The sequence below is a fragment of the Alkalitalea saponilacus genome, from assembly GCF_900168165.1.
GTDB classification, from domain to species: domain Bacteria; phylum Bacteroidota; class Bacteroidia; order Bacteroidales; family Marinilabiliaceae; genus Natronoflexus; species Natronoflexus saponilacus.
Genome location: NZ_FUYV01000013.1, coordinates 109,474 through 131,403, shown reverse-complemented (window position 1 = coordinate 131,403; position 21,930 = coordinate 109,474). Strand labels below are relative to the sequence as shown.

Genomic DNA, 21,930 nt, shown 5'->3' with positions numbered 1-21,930 from the left:
CCTTTTAGTACTTCATGGAATTATGGAGCAACACATACAGCTTACCGGCACTTAATCATCGAACAGAACTCTGTTTTTTTTAATGGGTATGCATCAAATTTAAGCTCCTTGGTTCAATCAACCAGAAGCGGATATTCCATGAGTGCAGATTATCCTATCGGATGGAATTCAATCGGACGTAATAGTATCAATAGTACCCATAAGACCGTATTATACAGAGAGCATGCATCGAGTGGGGGTAAGGCCTTGATGTTTACTTATGATCCAGCAGGATTAAGTGGTGTTGGTACGAACTTCACTGATCTGGTGGATGAGTGGCTTCAGGATAGGCCGGTTTTTGCGGGAAAAACTGTTCCAGACGGGAATGTAGCTTTTGTAATAACCAATTATGATGACGAACAGATAAATCCAGAACTGACATCTTTAGAAAATAGTTATTACAACTATTTGGTTAGCCAGGGTTATGAAATAAGTTTTTTGCGTTTTTCAACCGCGTTCAATTCCGATTTATCAAAAGCCAAATTTGTAACCGGAATTGAATATCCATCTTTAAGCTCTGTTCTTATAGATAATAGTTTGAATGATGGTGTCAATATTCTGGCTGCATATAAATCCGGGGCAGTAATTGGTGGTGAATGGAATTCTTTAAATAATGCTGCTTCAAGAAACTTAATAGTTGAAAACAATTCATGTTTTTTATCTGATTATATGATAGATGAATTGGTAGCGGTACAGGACGGGGGAGAAGGGATATTTTTACAATCAGGATATCCTTCCAGATGGAAGGTGTTGGGTAGGAATTCTCAGAATGTCAATAATAAAACAACTCTGACAAAAAACTCGCCATCAGCACGTGCCGTAGTATTTTCATACAACACGGCCTTGTTGACTCAGCCTGGAGTTGCTTTACTGAATAATATTATAGATTTTTTTGGCGAGCCAATAGAATCGATGAGTAATTCTGCAATTATTCATGATGCATATAGTTATGCAGGAGAATTGATTACGATCAATATTGAGGTTGTAAATGAATATGAATTTTCAGGGTTTGCTTTTGAAGTTACCATGCCCGAAGGGTTTAGTTATGTTGAAGAATCCGGACAGTTGTACCGCAAAAGCGATCATGTGTTTTCGGTTCAATTGAAGGATGAAAATACTCTTTTATTGGTCAGCAATTCTCCTTCTGATTTATCGTTTGAAGGAAATAATGGAATTCTTTTTTCCATTCAATTAATTACACCTAATGAATCAGGAGATTATAATTTGATTTTTGATGATGCTCTCATTTATTATGGTGAAGACGAGATTCGTATTGTTGAGTTACAACATGGCTTGATGTCACTGGTAGAGAGTGTGCAGGATATCAATATTCTGAGAGGAGGGCCGGAGCATACAAGTCCGATGGCAATTCCGGTTCAGATAGCGGGGTTTAATGCAGCTCCATACAGAACTGATCTTGATCAATGGACTGGTAATTGGCAAGCACCACAGGCGATTTATGACCAGGGCGAATATGTTAATCACCCATTGTACTGGTCACATATTGAAGGCAATATTCATTCAGGTTCAACATGGTTGAACAATGATCCGGGAGAAAGTTATGGGATTCTGATAGTTGATTTGAAGGAGGTGCAAAAGATTTATAATATTAGTGTTTTCCAGATGAATAGTGACGGAAGAATTACCCATATTGCCCTGGCATCACATTCAGAAACAGGCGAGGAGACACCGGATGCTTTTAATGAGGGATGGCAGATATTCTTACCAGTTTCAGCAGTAAGTGAGGGAGACGAAAGAACAGATTATGTTACGAAACCATCTTTATTCTCAGTCGATCATTCTACAAGATATATTAAGATAATGGCGTGGAATGATGGAAGTCTGGGCGACATCAACTATATTGAACTAAAAGGTATAAAAATGTATGGTGAAGGTACACTTCCTGTGGTTTTGACTGAGGAAATCAGGAGTATAACATCTACTGATGCTTTGGTTGTGGGAAATGTCATTTATGAAGGAACCTCATCAGTCACTCAGCGTGGACTATTATGGAGTAATCTTCCTGAACCGGATTTAGATAATCATACCGGACACACCAATGATGGCAGTGGATTAGGTGAGTTTTTAGGTGATATTAGGAATATTTATCCGGAAACAACTTATTATGTAAGAGCCTACGCTATGAATGAGAATGGAATAAGCTACGGTTCTGTCGCTTCCTTTACAACTCCTGCTGTGGGTGTTTTGTATAGACTTTATTTGGAGAGCTCACCATCAGACTTAGAAGTGAGTTTAACCGGGGAAGGATTTTATCAGGAAGGAGATAGAATACAAATTAAGGCGGGAGAGATTGAAGGGTATGAATTTCTTTTCTGGGATGGTGATGAAAATGACTTAGCACATGTGGAGAATCCTGATGAGATGGAAACATTTGTTAATATTCCTGACAGAGGTTTGACTATTATAGCAACATATCAGACAGCACTTGATTTTCGTGAACCAAAACAGGAAGAACTGCGAGTATTTCCTAATCCTTTTAGTGATAAAATTTATATTAAGACCGCCACAGGTATTGACTATATCAGAATTTACAATGCGGTTGGCTCTATAATGGTAGATAAACGTATAGATAATCAAGAGTTTATGATTACTCTCGATGCCGGTGATTTTCCTGCCGGAATCTATATTCTCAATCTGGTAGACTTGCAAGGGGGAGCCAGAACTTACAAAATTGTTAAGCAATAATTTAAAATGAATAAAATGATTCAGAAATATATAACTAATGAAAATATTTATATTTATGAAAAATAAGAAAGTATTATTTTTTGGAGCGAATCTCTTTTTTGCTCTGATTTTGTTAAATTGCTCCGGTTCAAAGGAGCCACACATTGGGGAATGGAAGTCTGCCAGTTCATCAGGCGAGCTTAATTATTTGATTCTTAATAAGGATAATAAAGCTATTCTGAGTATGGACGGGATGAGAATGGGTGGAGATAACTATACACTAGTAGATACCGGTATCGAAATTAAAATGGAAATTACTTATGAAATAGATTATGAGAAGGATCCGATTTGGATTGATTTTTCTATGTACCCCGTAGATGTAAAATTCTCCGAAGGATCAGAGAGTCTAACAAGCGAACAAAAACAGTTGGTGAAAGAGATGATTCTTTCTGAAAAAGAAAGAAATCCTTCCATGGATAAAGGTATAATTCGCTTTTTGTCGCACAATCAAATGGAGTTTCAAGGGAGTGAAGGTGGTTGGGAAAATCCCTTGGCTTCACGTCCAACTGAATTTAATTCGGAAAGCAGCGTCTATGTTTTGTTTTCAAAAGAGAAATGAAATAAAACATTAATTAGTTTAGCAATTATAGTACAACAACCATTAAAAAATCATTACGATTTTTTAATGGTTGTTGAGTGCTAAGTAATCAGCTAGTTAGATTCCACTTTCTTTGTTTGTTGATTTTTTAAAAATAAGCAATTTGAGATCTGATTCACAGTTATATATTGAATCGAATTAACCTGTTCTTATTCAGATGAAGGCTATTCGACCCATAACTTAAACAAATAATTAAGGATGAAGCCCAAACAATGGTATGAAAGCCTTTTTGAGAATTATTCTCAAAAATATGACAAGGAAATGTTTACCCAGGGAACTATGGGTGAGTGCGACTTTATTGAAAAGGAACTCAAATATGATAAATCTCTCAAAATACTTGATGTTGGATGTGGAACAGGTCGCCATGCCATTGAACTGACCAAAAGAGGGTATTCTGTGACAGGCATTGATTTGTCGGAATCGCAGCTGCAAAGAGCCCGGGAAAAAGCCAAAGAGAACAATCTTGAGATAGAGTTTTTAAGGCATGATGCCCGAAATCTCCCTTTCAAAGAGGAGTTTGATGTAGCCATCATGATGTGTGAAGGCGGTTTTCCGTTGATGGAAACGGACGAAATGAATTTTGAAATACTTCAGAATGTTTCAATATCCTTAAAAGATAGCTCAAAGTTTATTTTTACCACTCTTAACGGACTGTTTCCGCTGTTTCATTCAATCAACGATTTTCACGAAAAGGATGTTGCTGATGGAGGAGCTACCTACAACAGCAAAACGTTTGATTTGATGACTTTCAGGGATTACAATGTAACAAAAGTGGTGGATGATAACGGAGAAGAGAAAGAACTTGAGTGCAACGAGCGTTACTATGTCCCCAGTGAAATCACCTGGATGTTGAAAACCCTCGGGTTTTCAACCATAGAAATTCTTGGTGCCAAATTGGGTGCTTTTTCCCGTGACGATAAACTATCCACTAAAGATTATGAAATGTTAGTCATTGCTCAGAGGTGAATATATTAAGTTCTTTCATGATTTCTTCATAAATTGTGAGTCATATTTGCATGTAGAGTATCAACAAACAGGTATAGTTATGAAGTTTATACATCAATTATGGAGGGTTTTTCTCTTCTTAATTGTCCTGTGTAGCACTCAAATGATTGTTGCACAAGAGCAGGAGGGAAATCGTGAAGTGAAAGAGCGTACAGAAAATCAGGACAGGGAACGAAGTGAAGCGGGAGAGACAAATAGCCGCGATGAACAACCTGAGCGTGAGGATAGGTCGGAAAGTGATGAAAGGGGGCAAAGGGAAGAGCAACCAGAAAGAGATGCCAGGTCTGACAAGGAAGATAAAAGTCAATCGCCCGGCAGAGAGGTGAAGGAGGTAAAAGGTGCCCGCTCTGATATAAGCAGAGAGCGAAGAGGTGCCCGCCCGGAAATAGAGCGGCCATCGGGGGCCGGTCGCCCGGCAGGAGCCGGCCGCCCCGAAGGTGTTGGAAGACCTGACCGCCCCGGAAGAAGATAAACGCTTATCTTATGACCTTTTGAGAATGAGAAATAAACTTGTGATGATTTCCGGGATGCTGATGTTTCTGCAATCTATGAATGCCATCAACCCGGATGACAATAATAATTCTGATACAGTTTCAATAACCACTTCAAAGCACGCGCTTTACGCGGGTGCAGGTTATGGAAGTGATATGCTTTACAGTGGATACTCCCTTTCGGGTAATCAGCCATTTTATTCGATGGATTTGTTGTACAGCTATAACCGAAAGTGGTCGTTGGCTTTTGTGACTTATAATCTGGACGGAAAATCTCCTGTTGTTACTTTTTATGATGTCGCCCTTGGTTACCGACACATTTTTAACTCGTGGTTTGATGTGAGAGGCTCGCTTGCCAGTTATTTTACTGCAAAATCAGCTCAGGAAGAGTATTTCGGAAATTTTTCCTATTTAAGCGTTTCAACAGGTTATGATTGGCGTATATTATATACTCGCGCCATCTACAGCACCACGCTCAATCGTTCGGGAGGAAGTTATTTTCAGATAAAAAACAGCCACTATTTCTCAACTCCCGATTTTTGGGATGGCAATGCATTTATGGATTTTAATCCGGCATTTAATTTTGTTTTCGGAGATAGGTACAAATTGTACACAACAACAACCCGAACTGTTATTCCAGGGGTTGGGAATGTGGAGCAAACCATGGAAGAAATAGATACCTCGTTTGGCCTGATGGATTTTGAACTGAGTTTCCCCATATCCTTTAATTACGGTAATGCAACCCTTGAGGCGGAGCCTCTTTTTTATTATCCTGTTCACAAAGACCCCGATTTTCCCTCACAAAAGGGATTGTTTTTTTTCGTAAATTTATATTTCAGGATACTTTAAACAACTCAAATGAATGCACTGATAGTAGAAGATGAAGTGAGCCTTGCTGCAGAAATTGCTGATTTTTTGCGCAAAGAAAACTACATCTGTGATGTAGTTCATACCGGCAATGAAGCCTCCGAAATGATTGCGGTAAATCTTTACGATTTTGTGCTGTTGGATTTGGGGTTGGCCGATTATGAAGGACTTGATTTGATTGATGAAATTAAAAATTCGGAAAGTGATGCAGCAGTCATAGTTATTACTGCAAGAGGAGATTTGGATGATAGGGTAAAAGGGTTGGATTTGGGAGCCGACGATTATCTGGCTAAACCTTTTGCTCTGGTAGAGCTGCTTTCACGTATGAAAGCAGTTGCCCGACGAAAATTCAAATTGGAATCGGCGGTTGTTTGTTTTGGTGAATTTGAGATGGATATGAACGCTCGTCTTCTAAAATGTGGAACAAAGGAAGTAGATATTACCAAAAAGCAGTTTGATTTGCTCCAGTATCTGGTGCTGAACCGGAATAAAGCACTTTCAAGAATTCAGTTGTATGAGCACATTTGGGGAAATATTCTCGACGACCAGTACGACAGCAACTTTATTGATGTACATATTAAAAATTTACGCAAAAAACTGGCCGGTTATGCTTCGGTTGATTGGCTTATGACGGTACGCGGTGTTGGTTATAAAGCTGAATTTTAAATAAACTCAACTCCTCTAAATCCAATCCCAAATAAGCTGTAAATTATGAAGCTCCGACAAAAACTGACATTTGCCAGTCTTCTTTTTAAACTATTGTTTGTCGTCATTTTTTTGGCGGCAATTCCATACTTGTCTCAACGAATTAATCTTCTCCAAACCGATAATGAATTAATTGAGAAGCGCGAAATGGTGATTGACCTCATTTCAGAGTTTGGTACAGCTCCTTTTGTTGGCGAGAACAGAGATGATGGATTTGGCAGTTACAATATTTTAAAAGAGGAGTTTATCAGCCTTGAGCAGATAGATCTCGATGAACACTGGAATTTTATTGAAGTCACAGAACGACTTATCGAAAATGAAATAATTGAATACCGTGTAATCAATTACTCATTTCTAATTGATGGAGAAACGTACCTTTTGGAAATAGGAAAAAGTTTATCAAGCATTGCCACAACAGAGCGCAACATACGCAGGATTACACTATTTTTTCTATTGGTCTTTGTTGTCATTTCTGTTGCTTTTGAATTCTCTTACACAACTTATATTCTTCAGCCGCTTTCAGCTATCACCAAAAAAATAAAAAAAACCTCTAATCCCGATTTGTATGATAAATCAGTAATTCCCACCGGCGGCACCAATGATTTTAAAGAGCTTGACCAAACACTCACTTCACTAATGACTAAAATGAGCCGGTTGCTGCAAAAAGAAAAAGAAATTACCCAAAACATATCACATGAACTCTTAACTCCCGTTTCTATTCTGCGCAGTAAACTTGAAAATATATTGACAAATAGCAATATTGATGAAGAATCTGCCAAAAAAATTGAAGAAGCCCTGACTACCCTGTATCGACTCAAAAGTATGATCAACTCATTGCTTCTAATTGCACGTATTGAAAGCAGGCAATACCTCAAAAAAGACCAGTTTACAGTTAAGGAAATTCTATCAGAGATTACTGAAGAGCTGGAACCTTTGGCAGAGGATAAAAACATTGAGATAAAAAATGATATTTCTGAGGATTATCAGCTTCTGGCAGCAAACAAATCACTGGTTTTTTCCATGTTTTTTAATGTCATAAACAATGCCATCAGGCATTCAGTAAACTCATCAGTGATTACTATATCATCTGAGAAAAGTGACATGCAGTATCATCTGTCAATTACCGACAATGGCTCCGGAATACCACCGGAGATCAGGAAAAATCTATTTGAACGGTTTCGTAAAAAAAGAAATATCAATGATGATAATTCCGGAATTGGTCTGGCAATAGCCAAATCCATTGCTGATTTTCATGAAATTACAATTGATGTATATTCAAACCCCGGAGAAGGGACAACATTCGTTTTCAACTACCCAATTTTTCCGGCAAAGACATAATAGTGACGACGCTTTTTAAGCAGATAAATATTAACCTTTACCTGGATTAGAACAAAAAGCTTATACCAAAGATATCCGGTATAATACTTAAACTTATTTTGAGGAACCCAGCTGCCAAAATCTGTATATCCATCAATAACGGGTTTAGTAATGTTTTCATCATACGTCAATTTTAAACCCTGCTCTTTAAATGCCTGAAGATATTCTTCTTTTGTCCAGTGATGAAAATTCATCTTTTTTTTCCATCGTTCTAAAAAATATCGTTTCTTTCGTGAACTTGCTAACAAATCCGCAATCAGAAAAGTGCCGGAAGGCTTTAAAACCCGCCGCATCTCTTTTATGAACTTTTGTTTATCGGGATAATGAAAAGCACTTTCAATGCACAAAAACACATCGACCGAATTGTCCGGAATATTCTTTAGTTGCTGTGCATCATCCACCAAAAATCTAAGGTTTTGATGTGAGCCATTGATTGTATTAGCAAGATTGATATTGAATGGATTGATATCTAACCCAGTAAACTTCCCGGGTTGAATTTCTCATAAATGTAAACACTTTGGATTCCGTTTCCACATCCAACCTCCAAAACATGCTTGTTTTCGAGCGAATCGATGCAGGAAATGCAATGATTGGTCAGGTTCATTTGCCGCATTTCAAGCGATTCGCCAGGCTCCTTAAAAAACGGATAATGCAGCATTAGTGGCTTATGATATAACTTATGGTACGCCTTATTAATGGATTGATAGTAGCTTTGAGTAGATGCTCCTGTTTCTATTAGATTTGTTTCCGGCATAATATTTAATAAAGATCATTATACAACTTCATAGATAGCACCCTCAATCTCTCTCATGTTGAAAGGTTTCATAAAATATTTCAGGATGATTCTGTTTTCAAGAGCTTCGCGGATTTCCGGAGTGATGTCGAATCCGGTTAGAATGAAATATTTTTTATCTGAAAAATTCTCTCTGGCTTTATTTATAAACTCAAGCCCGTTCATTTTCGGCATACGCATGTCGCTGATGACAACCTTTATATCCGGATTCTTATTCAGCAAGTTCAGTCCCTCCAATCCATTTTTGCCGGTAAGTACATCGAATTTCTTTGAAAAGTTCATTTCGAAAAGAAGAACATTTAAATGTTCATCATCTACATATAAAACTTTAATTTTATTGGTCATTTTGTTCTAGGTAATTGGTAAAAATATTTGAGTTTTTGTTCCCTTGCCCGGTTTTGATTTGAATTTAAGTCTACCCTTATGTTCTTTTATGATATTGTAACTGATGGATAAACCCAATCCTGTTCCTTCCCCCGGTGCTTTTGTTGTAAAAAATGGATCGGTAATTTTATGAATGATGTTTTTATCAATTCCCAAGCCGGTATCTTCTATCTCAATAATTGCGAACTTTTCTCCATGGGGAAAAGTTCTTATAATGATTTTCCCTTTGTCATCTATTGCCTGAACGGAGTTCAGCAAAATATTCATAAACACCTGATGAATTTTGCCAACATTCCCCATAACTTTTAACCCGGGTGAGTATTCCTTCTCCACCAATATTTTGTCTTTAATGCGGTTATTCATCATCACAATACAATTTTCCAATATTGAAGTGATGTCGCACTCTTCGTCAAAATCAGGATTGTAGCGGCTGAATTGATTTAATCCTTTTACAATATCCGAAATGCGCTCAACGCCTGTTTGTATGCTTTCTACAAGGAGTTTTAGATCTTCGTCATTTTTGTGTTCCTCTTTCTCAAGGTAGTTCTCCAAACCTAAACTTGCACCCATTAGGAAATTTAACGGATTGTTAATTTCATGAGCTACTCCGGCAGTAAGGGTTCCAAGAGATGCCATCTTCTCAGATTGAATTAGTTGAGATTGAGCGTTTTTTAGATTTTGCAGGGTGGTCTTAAGCTCCTCGTTTTGGTTGTTGATGATTTCATTTTTCTCGAACAAATCCTCGTTGGCAGCCATAAGTTCTTCAATGGCCGTGTCAAGGTCCTGCGTCTTTTCCTGTACAAGCTCTTCGAGATGGTCTGTGTGTTTCTTTAAGTCGTCCACCAGAAGTGCATTGTGAATGGATACCGCCAATTGATTGGCTACCGTTTGACCCAGATTTATCTGGTGCTCAGAAAACCTCTGAGTTCTGTTACAGGTTCCAAGAATAAGCACTCCAAGTACATCTCCCTTTTGCACAAAAGGGAAATAGAGCAGGCTCTTTAAATTGCGAATATCAGTTACAGCTCTTTCTGCCTCCGAAAGCTGTGTTTTCGATGTGTCCGCAATCACATGATGTTTTTTTGATTTAATTGTTTTTTCGATGTGTGGATGCTCAGGCAACTTAACCCATCGGAGGAAATCCGGCATGTTTTTATCCAGAGCAGGGGTTGTTGCTCCCAGGTATAAGTCGGTTTTGTTTTGAAGTATGTATATCGCGGCCGATTCAATTCCCAGCAAATCGGCCATCCCATCGCTTATAATCTGCAATATCTCCTGATAATCCAGCGTGCTGATTATGCTCTGACTTATTCTTATTAAGGCATTTATCTCGCGTGAGCTTGGTGGAGCTCCGTTGCGTGTTTCAAAATCAGAGTTACTCATTATAGTCTCGTTCAGGAATAAAGGATAGCTTGAAATTACAAAATATCATTTTTTTATGTAAAACCAAAGTCTGTTCTTCTTATTCTTATCCTGATAGTGTTTTTTTAACGCTTTTGGAAAATTGTTTTTGTTCTTTCATCAAACTTTCATAATCCGAAGTGCATATTTGAACTATAATCATTAAAAAAGGGAATGATGAAAACAAAACTTTTTTTGGCCGCCATTGCACTTCTAGGTGTAGCTGCCACAGCTCAGGAAACTGAACAGAATCGTGAAAGAACTCGTGAAAGGGTTGAAACTGCTACTCAGAATCAGCAACGAACAGAAGCTCAGGAACAAATACAAAACGAACAGGCCCGGGAAGCTTTACAACAAGCTCGTGAAAGGCAGCAGGAGGGCGTAGAACAAGGCATGTCAACAAGTGAAGAGGCACTTCAAAACCGTGAACAGAACCGCAGCCAGCAAGCTGAAGAAACAAGGGAGAATGCCCAACAAAGAAGAAGCGAAGGAGTTGAGAGAGGAGAAGCAGCCAGAGAGAACGCCCGCGAAAACAGAATGCGTGGTTCAGAAAGAAGCGAGGCCGCCCGTACCAGAAGCCAGTCAGCACGCGAAGAGAGAGGAAAAATGGAAAATCGTCCGGCTTCACGTCCTGAAACCAATGGAGAAGCTTTTAGAGAGACACAGCGTACCCAGCGTCAGGAACGCCCTGTAAGAGGAAGGTAGTCAATGCTGTGTTTTTTAACACTGTATTAGTTCTTTGATTTTGTGGAATTAAAATTTGTCAGATGTTGGAACGGATTAGTGTGGAATGCGTTAGAGCAGAATTGTATCACGAGGTAGAAGGTTGTTTGGTTTATGAAAGGTCAGATAGTCTTACAAATGGATTGGGTTTTGAATTGGATTCGACAGGCAGAGGAGGGTTCTGTAATTTTGAGGCTAAACCGGGTGTTTATAAAAAAATCAGATTGGTTACCCATGGTGCAGAGAATGAATACCGAGCTCCATATAATCCGGGGTGTTTCCACTATAGCGGGGACGGTCAGCCTCAACTGTTTTTTGTACCCGGCGGTTTTAATCACGGACTTATTTTTTCCGGTGAAATATTGGTTGCTCAAAACGGCCTGATTAAATTTAAAAACAAAATAGATTTTTCAAAATTGTTTTTTCAGTCGAAGGTGCTAAAATGTTTGATTATGCGCCCTTTGATTGATGTTTAATGTTTAATTAAAAATATATTTGTTATGAGAAGATTTTTTTATTTTTCAGTAATAGCCCTTTCCCTTTTAATATATGGAGCCTGTAATGAGACCGAAAAAGGAACAGGAACCCTTAATTTGTCAATTACCGATGCTCCAATTGATACAGAGGATATTACCGGTGTTTTCATTACAATAAACGAAATCCAATACAATAAAAGCGGAAATAATTGGGCCACATTTGAGGGTTTTGAAGGCCCAAAAACATATAACCTGCTGGATTTAACACGTGGCGAGTCTGATTTACTGGGAAGTTTTGAACTTTCTTCAGGCACCTATACTCAAATTCGGTTTATTTTGGATTTGCCTGACCATAATCATGGAATTCCAACCAATCCGGGTTGTTACCTTGAGTTTGGTGATGGTTCCATTGAACCGTTATTTGTGCCTTCCGGCGGACAAACAGGATATAAAGCAGTGGGTGCATTTCACGTGCCTTTAAATGGTTCAGTTGATATCACTGCCGATTTTGATGTTCGAAAATCGGTTGTGGTGGCTGGGAAAACAGGTCGTTACATCCTGAAACCAACCATCAGACTGGTTGCTGATAATCAGGTCGGTGCCATAAAAGGCGATGTTTATAATATTCCGGATGATAAAAGTGTTGTTGTCTTTGCCTACCAACCAGGAGCCTTTAACAACGATGAACTATTGATTGCTGATGAAGAATCACCTCGTTTTCCAAATGCTGTAAGCAGTGATTTGGTAGATGAATATGGACATTATCACATTGCGTTTTTAGCCCCGGGAACTTACGATTTGGTAATTGCTATTACTAATGGCGAAGAAGTGCCTGAAGTTGTTGGAATTATTGAAGATGTAGTTGTTGAAAGCAGAGAAAAGACCATTGTTGATATAGATTTTGAAGATTTTGAATAATATTTGGGTTAGGGTTAAGGTGAGAAAGGTCGCGAAAAACGTTTCGCGGCCTTTCTTTTTTTTAGGATAACCAATGATTGAGCATATAATTATTAAATTTGTTCTGTAATCAATTCTCAAAAAATAATATGGCCAGACAGGAACTTAAAATTGGTGTATTTGGATTTGGTGTTGTAGGTAAGGGTTTGTACGAAGTCATGAAACAAAGCCCTGCTCTCGACAAAGCCATCAAAAAAATCTGTGTCAGAAGCAAGAAACAGCGAGATTTACCAGAGTCATTTTTCACTTATAACCCGGATGATATCATCAATGATGAGGAAATTAATACTGTGGTTGAACTTGTGGATGATTCAGAGGCTGCTTACCACATCGTTAAGAAATCGCTTCAGAAGGGAAAAAACGTGGTATCGGCCAATAAAAAGATGATTGCAGAGCACATGGCCGAAATGATTGCATTACAAAAGGAACACAACGTGTCCCTTTTGTACGAGGCATCAGCCTGTGGCAGTATTCCTGTCATCCGAAGTCTGGAAGAGTATTACGACAACGATTTACTTTTATCGGTAACAGGTATCTTAAATGGTTCATCAAACTATATTCTATCACGTGTTTTTGATAACGGACAGCCCTACGAGGTGGCCTTGAAGGAGGCGCAAACACTGGGATTTGCCGAATCAGACCCGACTTTCGATGTGGAAGGTTTTGATTCTCTCTATAAATTGGTCATCCTGACCATGCACAGTTTCGGAGTCGTCATTAATCCGGATGAAGTGTTGAATTACGGAATTTCAAACATCTCTGATTTTGATATCAATTATGCCCGCGAAAAGGGGTTTAAAATAAAGTTGGTAGGCCAGGTGGAAAGACTTCGTGAAAACAAAATCACTCTGTTTGTTTTGCCACGGTTTGTTGGTCGTGATAAATACATCTATGCCGTTGAAGAAGAATTTAATGGAGTTGTAATCAAAGGCCTGGCTTACGACAAGCAATTTATGTTCGGAAAAGGAGCAGGTGGTCACCCAACCGGTTCGGCAGTTTTGTCTGATATTACGGCGCTGATGCATAATTACCGTTACGAATATAAGAAAACCAACTACTTTCAGGGATTCTCATATTTTAAAGATGCGGCCATCGAGATTTACCTTCGTTACAGGGATAAAGAGGTTTTAAGTCATTTCGATTTTCAGTCGGTTTCGGAAGAGTATCGTGGCCCTAAAAATTCCTATGTTATTGGATTCATTAAGTTGAGTTCGCTGATGGCCATCAGGGAAAAGTTACGTGATAAGCAGCTTTTTATTGCAGCTACCGGGAAAGCACTAAACTATTGATATTTCAAACGAATAAAACTAAAAACTGTTTTCTGCCGATAAATCACTAATTTTGTCAGTCGAAAACAGAACCAGGAATATATTATGACATCAGATTTTAAGCCCACACACTATCTTTTAGAATCCATTAAAACCGGCCAACAGTTCAGCGACCAGGGATGGACGCTGGATGCCCCCAATGAAAAGGAACCGACGTTGATACGTACGGTTTACGAAGAGGTGCAACTTCATGTGAAAGATGCTTCCATGGGAATTTTTCGTTTTGATGACTGGTTGCCGGTTGGTCGTTATCTGCAAGGCTCATCGGCTCCTGCCACCTATAAAAGTGAAGGGTTGGCGAAGCATTTAGGCCTGGAAAATCTGTATATTACTTTTAGTGGCTACTGGCCTGAAAAAGGTGTTACTATGCGCACATGCTCTTTTAAAGAGACGGAGGCTTACACCGTTTGCGGCCGGATGGGGGAAAATCAAAAAGGGGTTTTGGTGGTAGCTTCAGCCGGAAACACGGCACGTGCCTTTGCACGTGTTTGCTCCGATAATAATGTACCTTTGCTTCTGTGTGTGCCCGAGGACAATCTGGATGCACTTTGGTTTGACGAGCCCATCAATGACAATGTGCGATTGGTTTGCACCCGCAGTGGCAGTGATTATTTTGATGCCATTCACCTATCTAATAAAATTTGCAGCCTTCCGGATTTTTATGCCGAAGGCGGTGCTCGCAATGTGGCACGTCGTGATGGAATGGGAACCACAGTTTTATCGGCAGTAACACACATTGGCCGTATTCCCGATTACTATTTTCAGGCTGTTGGAAGCGGAACAGGTGCTGTGGCCGCGCGGGAAGCTGTTGACCGCTTTATTGTTGATGGCCGGTTTGGCCGCAATAAAATGAAGTTAATGGTTTCGCAAAACGCTCCTTTTTTGGCAATATACCATGCATGGAAAGCCGATTCACGCGACATGCTTCCCCTGAAAGATGATGAAGCCCGCAAACAAGTGGAAGAGATAAAAGCTAAAGTGCTTTCAAATCGTTGGCCTGCTTATCCAATTGCAGGCGGATTGTACGATTGCATGAAGGATGCCGGAGGCGATGTTATTGATGTTACCAATGATGAACTTGAAGAAGCTGCTGCTTTGTTCGAAAAACTTGAAGGCAACGACATTCATCCGGCTGCTGCTGTGGCAACAGCCTCGCTGATTAAATCTGTGAATGAAGGTTCTGTAAAGAAGGATGAGTACATCATGCTCAATATCACCGGAGGCGGAGAAAAACGTTTTAAATCGGAACATGAAGTAAGTTACCTGAAGCCAAATCATGTGTTTGATATTCAGGTGACCATGGCAGAGATTGAAGAGGTTCTTAACGGTCTGTTTCAGAATACTGTAAAATCTAATGCTCAAATTTAGTTGAGCAACTATCGCTTTCAATATCATTAAGAAAACTTTTAGTCGGTATTCATAAAATTCATTATATTTGAGAAAAGCATGAATTGAGGAACTCTTGAAGGGTATTGCTTGAACAAATTTTTGAGACGCATGATTTATACAAAGACTGAAATTTTATCGAAACTATCTGAATTAAAGCCTGTTCTTTATAAGGAGTATTCAGTAAAGAAGATTGGATTATTTGGTTCATACTCTGATGATTCCAATACAATAGACAGTGATATAGACATCTTAATTGAACTTGAAAAGCCAATCGGTTGGAAATTCTTTTCATTGGAGCTATATCTTGAAAAAATCTTTAATAAGAAGATTGATTTAGTCACAAAAAATGCCCTCAAGGAACAGATTAGAGACGATATCCTTAATCAGGTGGATTTTGTATGATGAGAAAGGAAAATCGCGCGTATAGAATGTATCTTGAGGATATGAATCTTGCAATGGAAAGAATTGCTGAATATATACATGGCCTTTCATCCGAAAATAATTTAGTTAATTAATTGGCCGAATGGAACTTCCATGAGCTGTTATTTTCGTGCTCTTGTTGTGAGTTGCTCACTCATGGGCCTTCCATTTATCCAATTTAAACGTGATTACAAGACTGTAGACGCTGTAATTCGTAACTTCGAAGTAATTGGAGAAGCAGCTAAAAATATACCGAAAAATATAAAGATTTCTCGCACCTCTCACAACGTAACTGTCTGTCATTTCGAACGAAGAGATAGATTTATTGCGTGATTATCATTGTAAAAAAATTAGTCGGAAAGGACTGTATTTAAATCTTTTTTCAATTTACCACTCAACTCAAAAAACCGTTGTTCGGACTGCTGACCTCTGAATACGTATTCTAGGTGTTCGGGAAACGCTTTGTAAACCTCGAAGAATCTTTCTACAGCCGGAACTGAAGAAAATTCTACACCATGGAATTCCTCCAAATTGTGAATCACAATGTTTAGAGGTTTTCGGTTATAAAAGAGAACAATGGTAGTGATTTTATTGTCAAGTTTACTTAATGTATCAGGCAAATATTTTGAACTTTTGTCCGAACAGGGTATTAGAACTGACTGGTTTCTGATTTGATTTAGTTTGTAAAACTCAACCAAATCCTCCGAACTGCTGTTCAATCCGCGGGGTTCTGCAATAATTCCACGCTTTAATAAGGCTTCTGCTGTTACCGGTCCAATGGCATCAATCTCAACATTGGCCAGACTTCTTATGTCTTTTCGTACTTCTGTTAACCGGTCAAAGAAATGCTCCACGGCATGGCGACTGGTAAAGATGATGCGGTTAAAATCATGGATGTTCTCTATGGCATGCTCTGACACATCATCTTTTTCTGCCGGTTCAATGCTTACCAGTGGAGCATGAATCAGCATTCCCTTTTGGCGGCATTCGGTGATGTTTGAGCCGGTGTACAGCCACTTTTCAGGCAGATGGCTGTTGTTTTCTGCGGCTGTCCATCCAACTATTATAATAACAGGAGAAACCAATAAATCGTCTGTGTTTTCAAGTTGCTCCAGCGTGTATCGCTTGTTAACGCTGTGCGCGTACGATGCATTCTGTACCACAGCCACAGGAGTTCGAGCATGCCACCCCTCTTTTAAAAGGCGTTTTGCCAACTGGTTTTGCCTCGATGCGCCCATGAAAAAAACAAGGGTTTCTGCTTTTGGGATTACCAGTTTTGATATGTCATGACCCGACAGAAAAACCACCGATGAAGAAACACCCCTTGCCGTAAGTGGAACCAAAGCGTCAGCAGCAGCTGCCATGGCACTTGATATGCCGGGCACCAACTCCACATTTATTCCCCGTTTGGCCAGGTAATGGTACTCCTCAATGCCGCGTCCAAAAATCAGCGGGTCGCCACCCTTTAGCCGCACCACATTTTTGCCTTCCAATGCAGAGGAATACAACTGTTCGTTAATTTTATCCTGACTGAAAGCATGATTGGAGCTTCGCTTTCCTACATAAATCTTTTCGCCGGGAAATTGGTCAAGCAGAGAGGCATCCAATAAATCGTCGTAATATATCACGTCGGATGCTTTCAGTGCTTTCAATGCTTTTACTGTCAGTAATTCAGCATTGCCGGGGCCAAAGCCGGCCAGGGTCACTTTTCCACTCTTTGCGATTTCCCTGTTAGCTATATTGTTTTCAGTCATAATGTCTTCTCCTTATCTTTGTTCTCGGGTATCCACTTAATGAGTCCTTTTTCTGCCAAATCCCTGATGTCGTTGCGCCATTTTACGGCAGCATGCACATTTTTTCCTCCTGAACTTACCGCAACAGTCATATCACCTTCACTAAAAATAGCCGGAGAAATAAAATCTCCTGTTGATGGAGCGTCAACTACATTTACAAGGCAACGATGCTTTTGAGCATCGTTCCGTACTTGCTCGTTAACTTGTCGATGGTTTGTTGCAGCAAAAACCAGAAAAGCTCCTTTCAGGTCTTCCGAATCATAGATTTTTTCTTCCCATTTAATCCATTCCCTTTTCAGCAACCCGGGATGTAGCTCCGGCGAAACCACTCTGATGTTTTGTGTGAAGCGTTCCAATCCTTCCACTTTGTGAAGAGCTACGTTTCCGCCCCCAATAATGAGGATTTCCGCATCGGTAAGATTTATGTTTATGGGAAGATAAGTCATAAGTATACTTGTTTCTCAGGATTGTTGGCCGAGTGAAGTCAGCTTAAATTTCGTACTCCGGTTTTGCCGGTTTTTTTCCGTACTGAATTTTATCCCACAACCGCTCGTGAAAATAGTAGGCAAATATTTTTGAAACGGCCTCAAATCCGCTGATAGAAGCAGCCAAGACCAATCTCCCTGTTATGATGTAAGCTGCCAGAAAGGTGAATATCGTACCGGTTACCCGGTACGATACTGCTTTCATGATGCTTCTTTGTCTGTTTTCTTTTGACATCGCTTAAATAGTTTTAATGGTTTGGCCGGATTTCACGATGCCTTTTCGAACCACGAAATCACCAAATCGTTCTCCTTTATTTCTTTCTTCCGCGTATTTTGGAATGATTTCAGATAGTTCAGCCAGAATAGCCTGTTCATCCAGCATCTCTTTGTAAAGCGTGTTGAGACGCTCGCCGGAAAATCCGGCTCCCAGATATAGATTGTATTTCCCGAGTGAACGACCTACCAATCCTATTTCTCCAAGGAATGGCCTTCCACAACCATTTGGACAGCCGGTCATTCTTATCAGAATGTCTTCATTGGTTAAATCCACTTCTTTTAAAATGGCCTCAATTTTTGTGTTTAGTTTTGGCAGATAGCGTTCGGCTTCGGCAAATGCCAGGGTGCAGGTGTTAAGTGCAACACAGGCGATGGCATGTTTTCTTAATCCTGATAGTTTATCCAGATGATAAACATTGTATTTTTTCAGAATTTTTTCAACGGCAGCTTTGTCCGGTTCATCAATGCGACCAAGAACCAAACCTTGATTTCCGGTTAACCGGAAATCACAAACCTTAATTCTTGCCAAATCGCGCAAAGCCGATTTGAGTTTGTAATCACCAACATCTTTTACACGACCGTGCTCTACAAATAAACCGAGATACCATTTGTTGTTTTCGGCTTTCATCCACCCAAAAACATCTCCGTTTTGCTTAAATTCGTACTCTATAGCCGGCTGTAATGTGATTCCGGAGCGCTCTTCCACAAGCTGTTTAAAAACTTCTGTCCCCAAACGGTCAACGGTGTATTTCAAGCGAGATAGTTTTCTGTTTTCCCGGTTTCCGTAATCACGCTGAACTTTTACTATCTCCTCAATTACCTTAAGCGCGTCCTCTTTTGGCACGTAACCAATGATGTCAGCTAAGCGAGGATAGGTCTCTTCGTTCCCGAATGTCATGCCCATACCACCACCAATGGCAACGTTGAAACCCTTTAGTTCTTTGCCTTCGCCAATGGCAATGAGACCAATGTCGTTGGCAAAAATATCGGTGTCGTTGTATGGCGGTACGGCCAATGCTATTTTGAATTTACGGGGAAGATAGGTTTTTCCATACAATGGTTCATCGTCTGTTTGGCCTTCCGTAATTAGTTTCTTATCGAGCCATATTTCGTGGTAGGCGGTGGTTTTTGGCAGCAAATGGTCGCTGATTTTTTTTGCAAAGGCTGCCACTTCCGGCACAAGTGGTGATAATGCCTCGTTGGATGTGCCCATCACGTTGCGATTCACATCACCACAGGCGGCAATGGTATCTACCAAAGTGGAGTTAATGCCCTGCATGGTTTTCTTCAGGTTTCTTTTTAGAATCCCATGCCACTGGAACGTTTGGCGGGTAGTTAGTTTCATGGTGCCGTTTCCATATTGAACCGCCAGTCGGTCAAATACCAGCCATTGGTCTGCTGTTGCAATGCCTGCAGCCACCCTGGCACGAATCATAAAGCTGAAAAGTGGTTCCAGCTTTTGCTTTTTGCGCTCAGCATCCAGATCGCGGTCAGTTTGTTGATAACTGCCATGGAATTTTATCAGTTGGGTGTCATCTTTGGAGATGGAACCTGTGGTTTCATCTGCAAGGCTTTCCTTGATGGTTCCTCTGAGAAAATCACTCTTTATTTTTATATGTTCCACCGGGGATGGTTTCCACTCGATGGGGTCTGGTAATTTTGCCATGTATTCTCTTAATTATGGGTTACTTTAAATTTTATTTCCGAATGTAAAACGAACGTAGTGAGTTTTCTATACTTCAGTTAAGTCTATACAACATCACCTTTCTCAGCTCTCAACCTTCCCACCTCTAATATACATCTTCCTGATACCTGCCTTCTTTTCTCAATTTGGTTAAGAAGTTTTCACTCTCTTCGCGGCTCATGTTCCCTTCAATTTGCATGATGTCGAGAAATGCGCTTTTTACATCGCCGGCCATCTTTTTCATATCGCCGCACACGTAAAAATGTGCTCCTTCAGCAATCCAGCGATAAAGTTCTTTACCGTGTCGTTTCATGCGGTGTTGAACGTATCTTTTCTCCTCCTGGTCGCGAGAGAATGCAACATCAAGACGGGATAGCAGACCACTTCTTTTATACTTAAGCCATTCGGCCTGATATAAAAAGTCGGTTGTGAAGTGTCTGTCTCCAAATATCAGCCAGTTTTTTCCCTGGTCGCCTAAGGCAGCTCTGTGTTGGATAAATGCTCTGTATGGAGCAACACCAGTGCCGGCTCCTACCATGATGACGGGTTTATTGCCATCCGATGGCAATCTGAAATTGTTATTCGGCCTGATTTTAACTTTTACTGTATCGTCGTTTCCAAGTCGGTCGGCAATGAATGTTGAGCAAACTCCGCCTCTTTCTCGATTCTCTTTCTCGTATCTCACTGCGCCAACGGTAATGTGTACTTCATCGCCAACTTCGGCAGGACTGCTGGAAATTGAGTAAGCGCGAGGTGGTAGTTTCCTGAGAACAGATAATAATTGTTCTGCATTTACCGAAACCGGGTATTTTTGCAGTAAATCCAACACATCTGTCCCCACCAGGAATTCATCCAGTTTATCGGCATCATCGAGCAATTGATTCAGGGAATCGTTGCCCAAAAGGGTTGCGTACTTTTTTAAAACCTGAGGTGTTACGATGGTTAGTTCGTAATAGTTGGTCAGCGCTTCTTCAAGGTTTATTTTGCGCTCGCCAACTGATACTTGTTCGGTTGCGCTCAATGCAGTTGCGTTGAGTATTCCATTTACCAGTTCCGGGTTGTTGTTGGCATACACTTCAAGTGCATCTCCCGGCTGATATACCAACCCTTTTCTATCTGTGGAGATTTCCAGATGCCAGGTCTCTTTTTCTGAACCGCGTCCATTCAACTGAACTTTCTCTAGTACAGGTGCTTCAACCGGCGAGTTTGAAACTTGTATTTTCTCTACATTTTCTTTTTTTGGAGCCGATGAAGCAGACGCCTGTGATGCTGCAAACAGTTTTACCACGGAAGGAATCAATTCCCCAAGTTCATCATTAAAATCGGTATCAAGTGCAGCTACCTGTCTCAATGGTTTTCCTCCCTGTCGTTCCAGAAAACTGTAAAAATCGTAACCGGTTTTGCAAAAATGTTTATAGGAGCTATCGCCCAAAGCAATGACTGCGAATGGTTTGTTCGTAAAGTCAGGTGCATTTTTGCCGGATAGTTTTTCATAGAGTTCCTGCGCTGATAATGGAGGCTCACCTTCGCCGTGTGTGGAGATGACAACCAATACCTGTTCCTCATCTTTCAGAAACCGTGCGTTGTAGTCCTCCATGTTTTTTACTTTGCTTTTTATCCCTTGTCTTTCAGCTTCCTGATGCGCCAGCGTTGCAACTCTTTGTGAATTTCCGGAATGAGAACCAAAAAGTATGGTCAGGGATTTTTGTCCTCCAATGGCTGTATGCTCTTCTGTTTGAGCTACTGCCTGAGGCTCAATAATGGGGTCGGTGTAATTGCCGGAGGCTGAAGGTGCAAAGTCAATGGCAGCAGAGATGTAACCTCCCAGCCAAAGCAACTGTTCGCGGTTGAGGCCTGAAAGCACTTGTTGTAAACGGCTCCGTTCTTCCGGTTTGAATAATTGATTGTCAGACATTTTGAATGGATATGATTGTTTAAGTTTTGATTTTGAGCTTTGTTGTAATGTAATAGTTCGTTAAACTTTTTTATTTACT

Annotated in this window: 23 protein-coding genes; 14 read left to right on the top strand and 9 right to left on the bottom strand. The window is 40.1% G+C overall.

Annotated features, from left to right (window positions below; genetic code table 11):
• From B5X70_RS11595 to B5X70_RS11565, 7 genes are all read left to right on the top strand, one after another.
• On the top strand, positions 1–2,745 hold a 2,745-nt coding region (locus B5X70_RS11595), incomplete at its 5' end, for a T9SS type A sorting domain-containing protein (protein WP_143255072.1).
• A 55-nt stretch (positions 2,746–2,800) separates the two neighbouring features.
• Positions 2,801–3,343 (top strand): hypothetical protein, encoded by a 543-nt coding sequence (locus B5X70_RS11590; protein ID WP_079558067.1) that lies wholly within the window; start codon positions 2,801–2,803, stop codon positions 3,341–3,343.
• 237 nt (positions 3,344–3,580) lie between these two features.
• On the top strand, positions 3,581–4,348 hold the full coding sequence (locus B5X70_RS11585) for a class I SAM-dependent methyltransferase (RefSeq protein ID WP_079558066.1): 768 nt from the start codon (positions 3,581–3,583) through the stop codon (positions 4,346–4,348).
• Positions 4,349–4,427: 79 nt separating this feature from the next.
• Positions 4,428–4,859 (top strand): hypothetical protein, encoded by a 432-nt coding sequence (locus B5X70_RS11580; protein WP_143255071.1) that lies wholly within the window; start codon positions 4,428–4,430, stop codon positions 4,857–4,859.
• A 25-nt stretch (positions 4,860–4,884) separates the two neighbouring features.
• Positions 4,885–5,727 (top strand): hypothetical protein, encoded by an 843-nt coding sequence (locus B5X70_RS11575; protein WP_079558064.1) that lies wholly within the window; start codon positions 4,885–4,887, stop codon positions 5,725–5,727.
• Positions 5,728–5,736: 9 nt separating this feature from the next.
• The gene (locus B5X70_RS11570; RefSeq protein ID WP_079558063.1) at positions 5,737–6,411 is read left to right on the top strand and encodes a response regulator transcription factor; all 675 of its coding nucleotides are present in this window, start codon (positions 5,737–5,739) and stop codon (positions 6,409–6,411) included.
• Between the two features lie 45 nt (positions 6,412–6,456).
• Positions 6,457–7,788 (top strand): sensor histidine kinase, encoded by a 1,332-nt coding sequence (locus B5X70_RS11565; RefSeq protein ID WP_079558062.1) that lies wholly within the window; start codon positions 6,457–6,459, stop codon positions 7,786–7,788.
• Here B5X70_RS11565 and B5X70_RS11560 read toward each other — a convergent pair.
• From B5X70_RS11560 to B5X70_RS11545, 4 genes are read right to left on the bottom strand one after another with little or no spacing between them, the layout of a single operon-like run.
• Complete coding sequence (locus B5X70_RS11560) at positions 7,761–8,261, bottom strand: class I SAM-dependent methyltransferase (RefSeq protein ID WP_232468454.1); 501 nt, start codon at positions 8,259–8,261, stop codon at positions 7,761–7,763. The two genes, B5X70_RS11565 and B5X70_RS11560, sit on opposite strands and share 28 nt — an antisense overlap.
• A 35-nt stretch (positions 8,262–8,296) precedes the next feature.
• Positions 8,297–8,581, bottom strand: a complete 285-nt coding sequence (locus B5X70_RS11555) for a class I SAM-dependent methyltransferase (protein WP_079558060.1) — start codon at positions 8,579–8,581, stop codon at positions 8,297–8,299.
• Positions 8,582–8,599: 18 nt separating this feature from the next.
• Positions 8,600–8,965: a response regulator gene (locus tag B5X70_RS11550; RefSeq protein ID WP_079558059.1), complete on the bottom strand. Its 366-nt coding sequence runs from the start codon at positions 8,963–8,965 to the stop codon at positions 8,600–8,602.
• Positions 8,966–8,971: 6 nt separating this feature from the next.
• Complete coding sequence (locus tag B5X70_RS11545) at positions 8,972–10,387, bottom strand: GAF domain-containing sensor histidine kinase (RefSeq protein ID WP_079558058.1); 1,416 nt, start codon at positions 10,385–10,387, stop codon at positions 8,972–8,974.
• A 195-nt stretch (positions 10,388–10,582) separates the two neighbouring features.
• Here B5X70_RS11545 and B5X70_RS11540 point away from each other — a divergent pair, with 195 nt between their 5' ends.
• The 7 genes from B5X70_RS11540 (at position 10,583) to B5X70_RS18585 (ending at position 16,031) form a co-directional block, all read left to right on the top strand.
• Positions 10,583–11,110, top strand: coding sequence for a hypothetical protein (locus tag B5X70_RS11540; protein ID WP_079558057.1), 528 nt, complete (start codon positions 10,583–10,585; stop codon positions 11,108–11,110).
• Positions 11,111–11,172: 62 nt separating this feature from the next.
• Entirely contained in the window at positions 11,173–11,604 is a 432-nt protein-coding gene (locus B5X70_RS11535) for a hypothetical protein (RefSeq protein WP_079558056.1), read from the top strand.
• A gap of 24 nt (positions 11,605–11,628) precedes the next feature.
• The gene (locus B5X70_RS11530) at positions 11,629–12,522 is read left to right on the top strand and encodes a DUF4382 domain-containing protein (protein ID WP_079558055.1); all 894 of its coding nucleotides are present in this window, start codon (positions 11,629–11,631) and stop codon (positions 12,520–12,522) included.
• A 128-nt stretch (positions 12,523–12,650) separates the two neighbouring features.
• Complete coding sequence (locus B5X70_RS11525; protein ID WP_079558054.1) at positions 12,651–13,850, top strand: homoserine dehydrogenase; 1,200 nt, start codon at positions 12,651–12,653, stop codon at positions 13,848–13,850.
• Positions 13,851–13,934: 84 nt separating this feature from the next.
• Positions 13,935–15,257: a cysteate synthase gene (locus B5X70_RS11520; protein ID WP_079558053.1), complete on the top strand. Its 1,323-nt coding sequence runs from the start codon at positions 13,935–13,937 to the stop codon at positions 15,255–15,257.
• A gap of 129 nt (positions 15,258–15,386) precedes the next feature.
• On the top strand, positions 15,387–15,680 hold the full coding sequence (locus tag B5X70_RS11515; protein WP_079558052.1) for a nucleotidyltransferase family protein: 294 nt from the start codon (positions 15,387–15,389) through the stop codon (positions 15,678–15,680).
• A gap of 132 nt (positions 15,681–15,812) precedes the next feature.
• Positions 15,813–16,031, top strand: a complete 219-nt coding sequence (locus B5X70_RS18585; RefSeq protein ID WP_079558051.1) for a HepT-like ribonuclease domain-containing protein — start codon at positions 15,813–15,815, stop codon at positions 16,029–16,031.
• Positions 16,032–16,048: 17 nt separating this feature from the next.
• Here B5X70_RS18585 and cobA read toward each other — a convergent pair whose 3' ends face one another.
• The 5 genes from cobA to B5X70_RS11485 form a co-directional block, all read right to left on the bottom strand.
• Complete coding sequence (gene cobA, locus B5X70_RS11505) at positions 16,049–17,452, bottom strand: uroporphyrinogen-III C-methyltransferase (RefSeq protein WP_079558050.1); 1,404 nt, start codon at positions 17,450–17,452, stop codon at positions 16,049–16,051.
• Positions 17,449–17,937 carry a precorrin-2 dehydrogenase/sirohydrochlorin ferrochelatase family protein gene (locus tag B5X70_RS11500; RefSeq protein ID WP_079558049.1) on the bottom strand — a complete coding sequence of 163 codons (489 nt, stop codon included), beginning with the start codon at positions 17,935–17,937 and terminating at the stop codon, positions 17,449–17,451. The genes cobA and B5X70_RS11500 overlap by 4 nt, the downstream gene beginning before the upstream one ends.
• Before the next feature lie 43 nt (positions 17,938–17,980).
• The gene (locus tag B5X70_RS11495; protein WP_079558048.1) at positions 17,981–18,211 is read right to left on the bottom strand and encodes a DUF2061 domain-containing protein; all 231 of its coding nucleotides are present in this window, start codon (positions 18,209–18,211) and stop codon (positions 17,981–17,983) included.
• Between the two features lie 3 nt (positions 18,212–18,214).
• Positions 18,215–19,918 (bottom strand): assimilatory sulfite reductase (NADPH) hemoprotein subunit, encoded by a 1,704-nt coding sequence (gene cysI / locus B5X70_RS11490; protein ID WP_079558047.1) that lies wholly within the window; start codon positions 19,916–19,918, stop codon positions 18,215–18,217.
• 124 nt (positions 19,919–20,042) lie between these two features.
• Positions 20,043–21,851, bottom strand: a complete 1,809-nt coding sequence (locus B5X70_RS11485; protein WP_079558046.1) for an assimilatory sulfite reductase (NADPH) flavoprotein subunit — start codon at positions 21,849–21,851, stop codon at positions 20,043–20,045.
• Positions 21,852–21,930: the final 79 nt, after the last annotated feature.

Excerpts from the sequence above, each read along its gene's own strand:
- B5X70_RS11590 (WP_079558067.1), top strand. The coding sequence starts at position 2,801 with ATGAAAAATAAGAAAGTATTATTTTTTGGAGCGAATCTCTTTTTTGCT.
- B5X70_RS11585 (WP_079558066.1), top strand. The coding sequence starts at position 3,581 with ATGAAGCCCAAACAATGGTATGAAAGCCTTTTTGAGAATTATTCTCAA.
- B5X70_RS11580 (WP_143255071.1), top strand. The coding sequence starts at position 4,428 with ATGAAGTTTATACATCAATTATGGAGGGTTTTTCTCTTCTTAATTGTC.
- B5X70_RS11575 (WP_079558064.1), top strand. The coding sequence starts at position 4,885 with ATGAGAAATAAACTTGTGATGATTTCCGGGATGCTGATGTTTCTGCAA.
- B5X70_RS11570 (WP_079558063.1), top strand. The coding sequence starts at position 5,737 with ATGAATGCACTGATAGTAGAAGATGAAGTGAGCCTTGCTGCAGAAATT.
- B5X70_RS11565 (WP_079558062.1), top strand. The coding sequence starts at position 6,457 with ATGAAGCTCCGACAAAAACTGACATTTGCCAGTCTTCTTTTTAAACTA.
- B5X70_RS11555 (WP_079558060.1), bottom strand. The coding sequence starts at position 8,581 with ATGCCGGAAACAAATCTAATAGAAACAGGAGCATCTACTCAAAGCTAC.
- B5X70_RS11550 (WP_079558059.1), bottom strand. The coding sequence starts at position 8,965 with ATGACCAATAAAATTAAAGTTTTATATGTAGATGATGAACATTTAAAT.
- B5X70_RS11545 (WP_079558058.1), bottom strand. The coding sequence starts at position 10,387 with ATGAGTAACTCTGATTTTGAAACACGCAACGGAGCTCCACCAAGCTCA.
- B5X70_RS11540 (WP_079558057.1), top strand. The coding sequence starts at position 10,583 with ATGAAAACAAAACTTTTTTTGGCCGCCATTGCACTTCTAGGTGTAGCT.
- B5X70_RS11535 (WP_079558056.1), top strand. The coding sequence starts at position 11,173 with ATGTTGGAACGGATTAGTGTGGAATGCGTTAGAGCAGAATTGTATCAC.
- B5X70_RS11530 (WP_079558055.1), top strand. The coding sequence starts at position 11,629 with ATGAGAAGATTTTTTTATTTTTCAGTAATAGCCCTTTCCCTTTTAATA.
- B5X70_RS11525 (WP_079558054.1), top strand. The coding sequence starts at position 12,651 with ATGGCCAGACAGGAACTTAAAATTGGTGTATTTGGATTTGGTGTTGTA.
- B5X70_RS11520 (WP_079558053.1), top strand. The coding sequence starts at position 13,935 with ATGACATCAGATTTTAAGCCCACACACTATCTTTTAGAATCCATTAAA.
- B5X70_RS11515 (WP_079558052.1), top strand. The coding sequence starts at position 15,387 with ATGATTTATACAAAGACTGAAATTTTATCGAAACTATCTGAATTAAAG.
- B5X70_RS18585 (WP_079558051.1), top strand. The coding sequence starts at position 15,813 with ATGAGCTGTTATTTTCGTGCTCTTGTTGTGAGTTGCTCACTCATGGGC.
- cobA (WP_079558050.1), bottom strand. The coding sequence starts at position 17,452 with ATGACTGAAAACAATATAGCTAACAGGGAAATCGCAAAGAGTGGAAAA.
- B5X70_RS11500 (WP_079558049.1), bottom strand. The coding sequence starts at position 17,937 with ATGACTTATCTTCCCATAAACATAAATCTTACCGATGCGGAAATCCTC.
- B5X70_RS11495 (WP_079558048.1), bottom strand. The coding sequence starts at position 18,211 with ATGTCAAAAGAAAACAGACAAAGAAGCATCATGAAAGCAGTATCGTAC.
- cysI (WP_079558047.1), bottom strand. The coding sequence starts at position 19,918 with ATGGCAAAATTACCAGACCCCATCGAGTGGAAACCATCCCCGGTGGAA.
- B5X70_RS11485 (WP_079558046.1), bottom strand. The coding sequence starts at position 21,851 with ATGTCTGACAATCAATTATTCAAACCGGAAGAACGGAGCCGTTTACAA.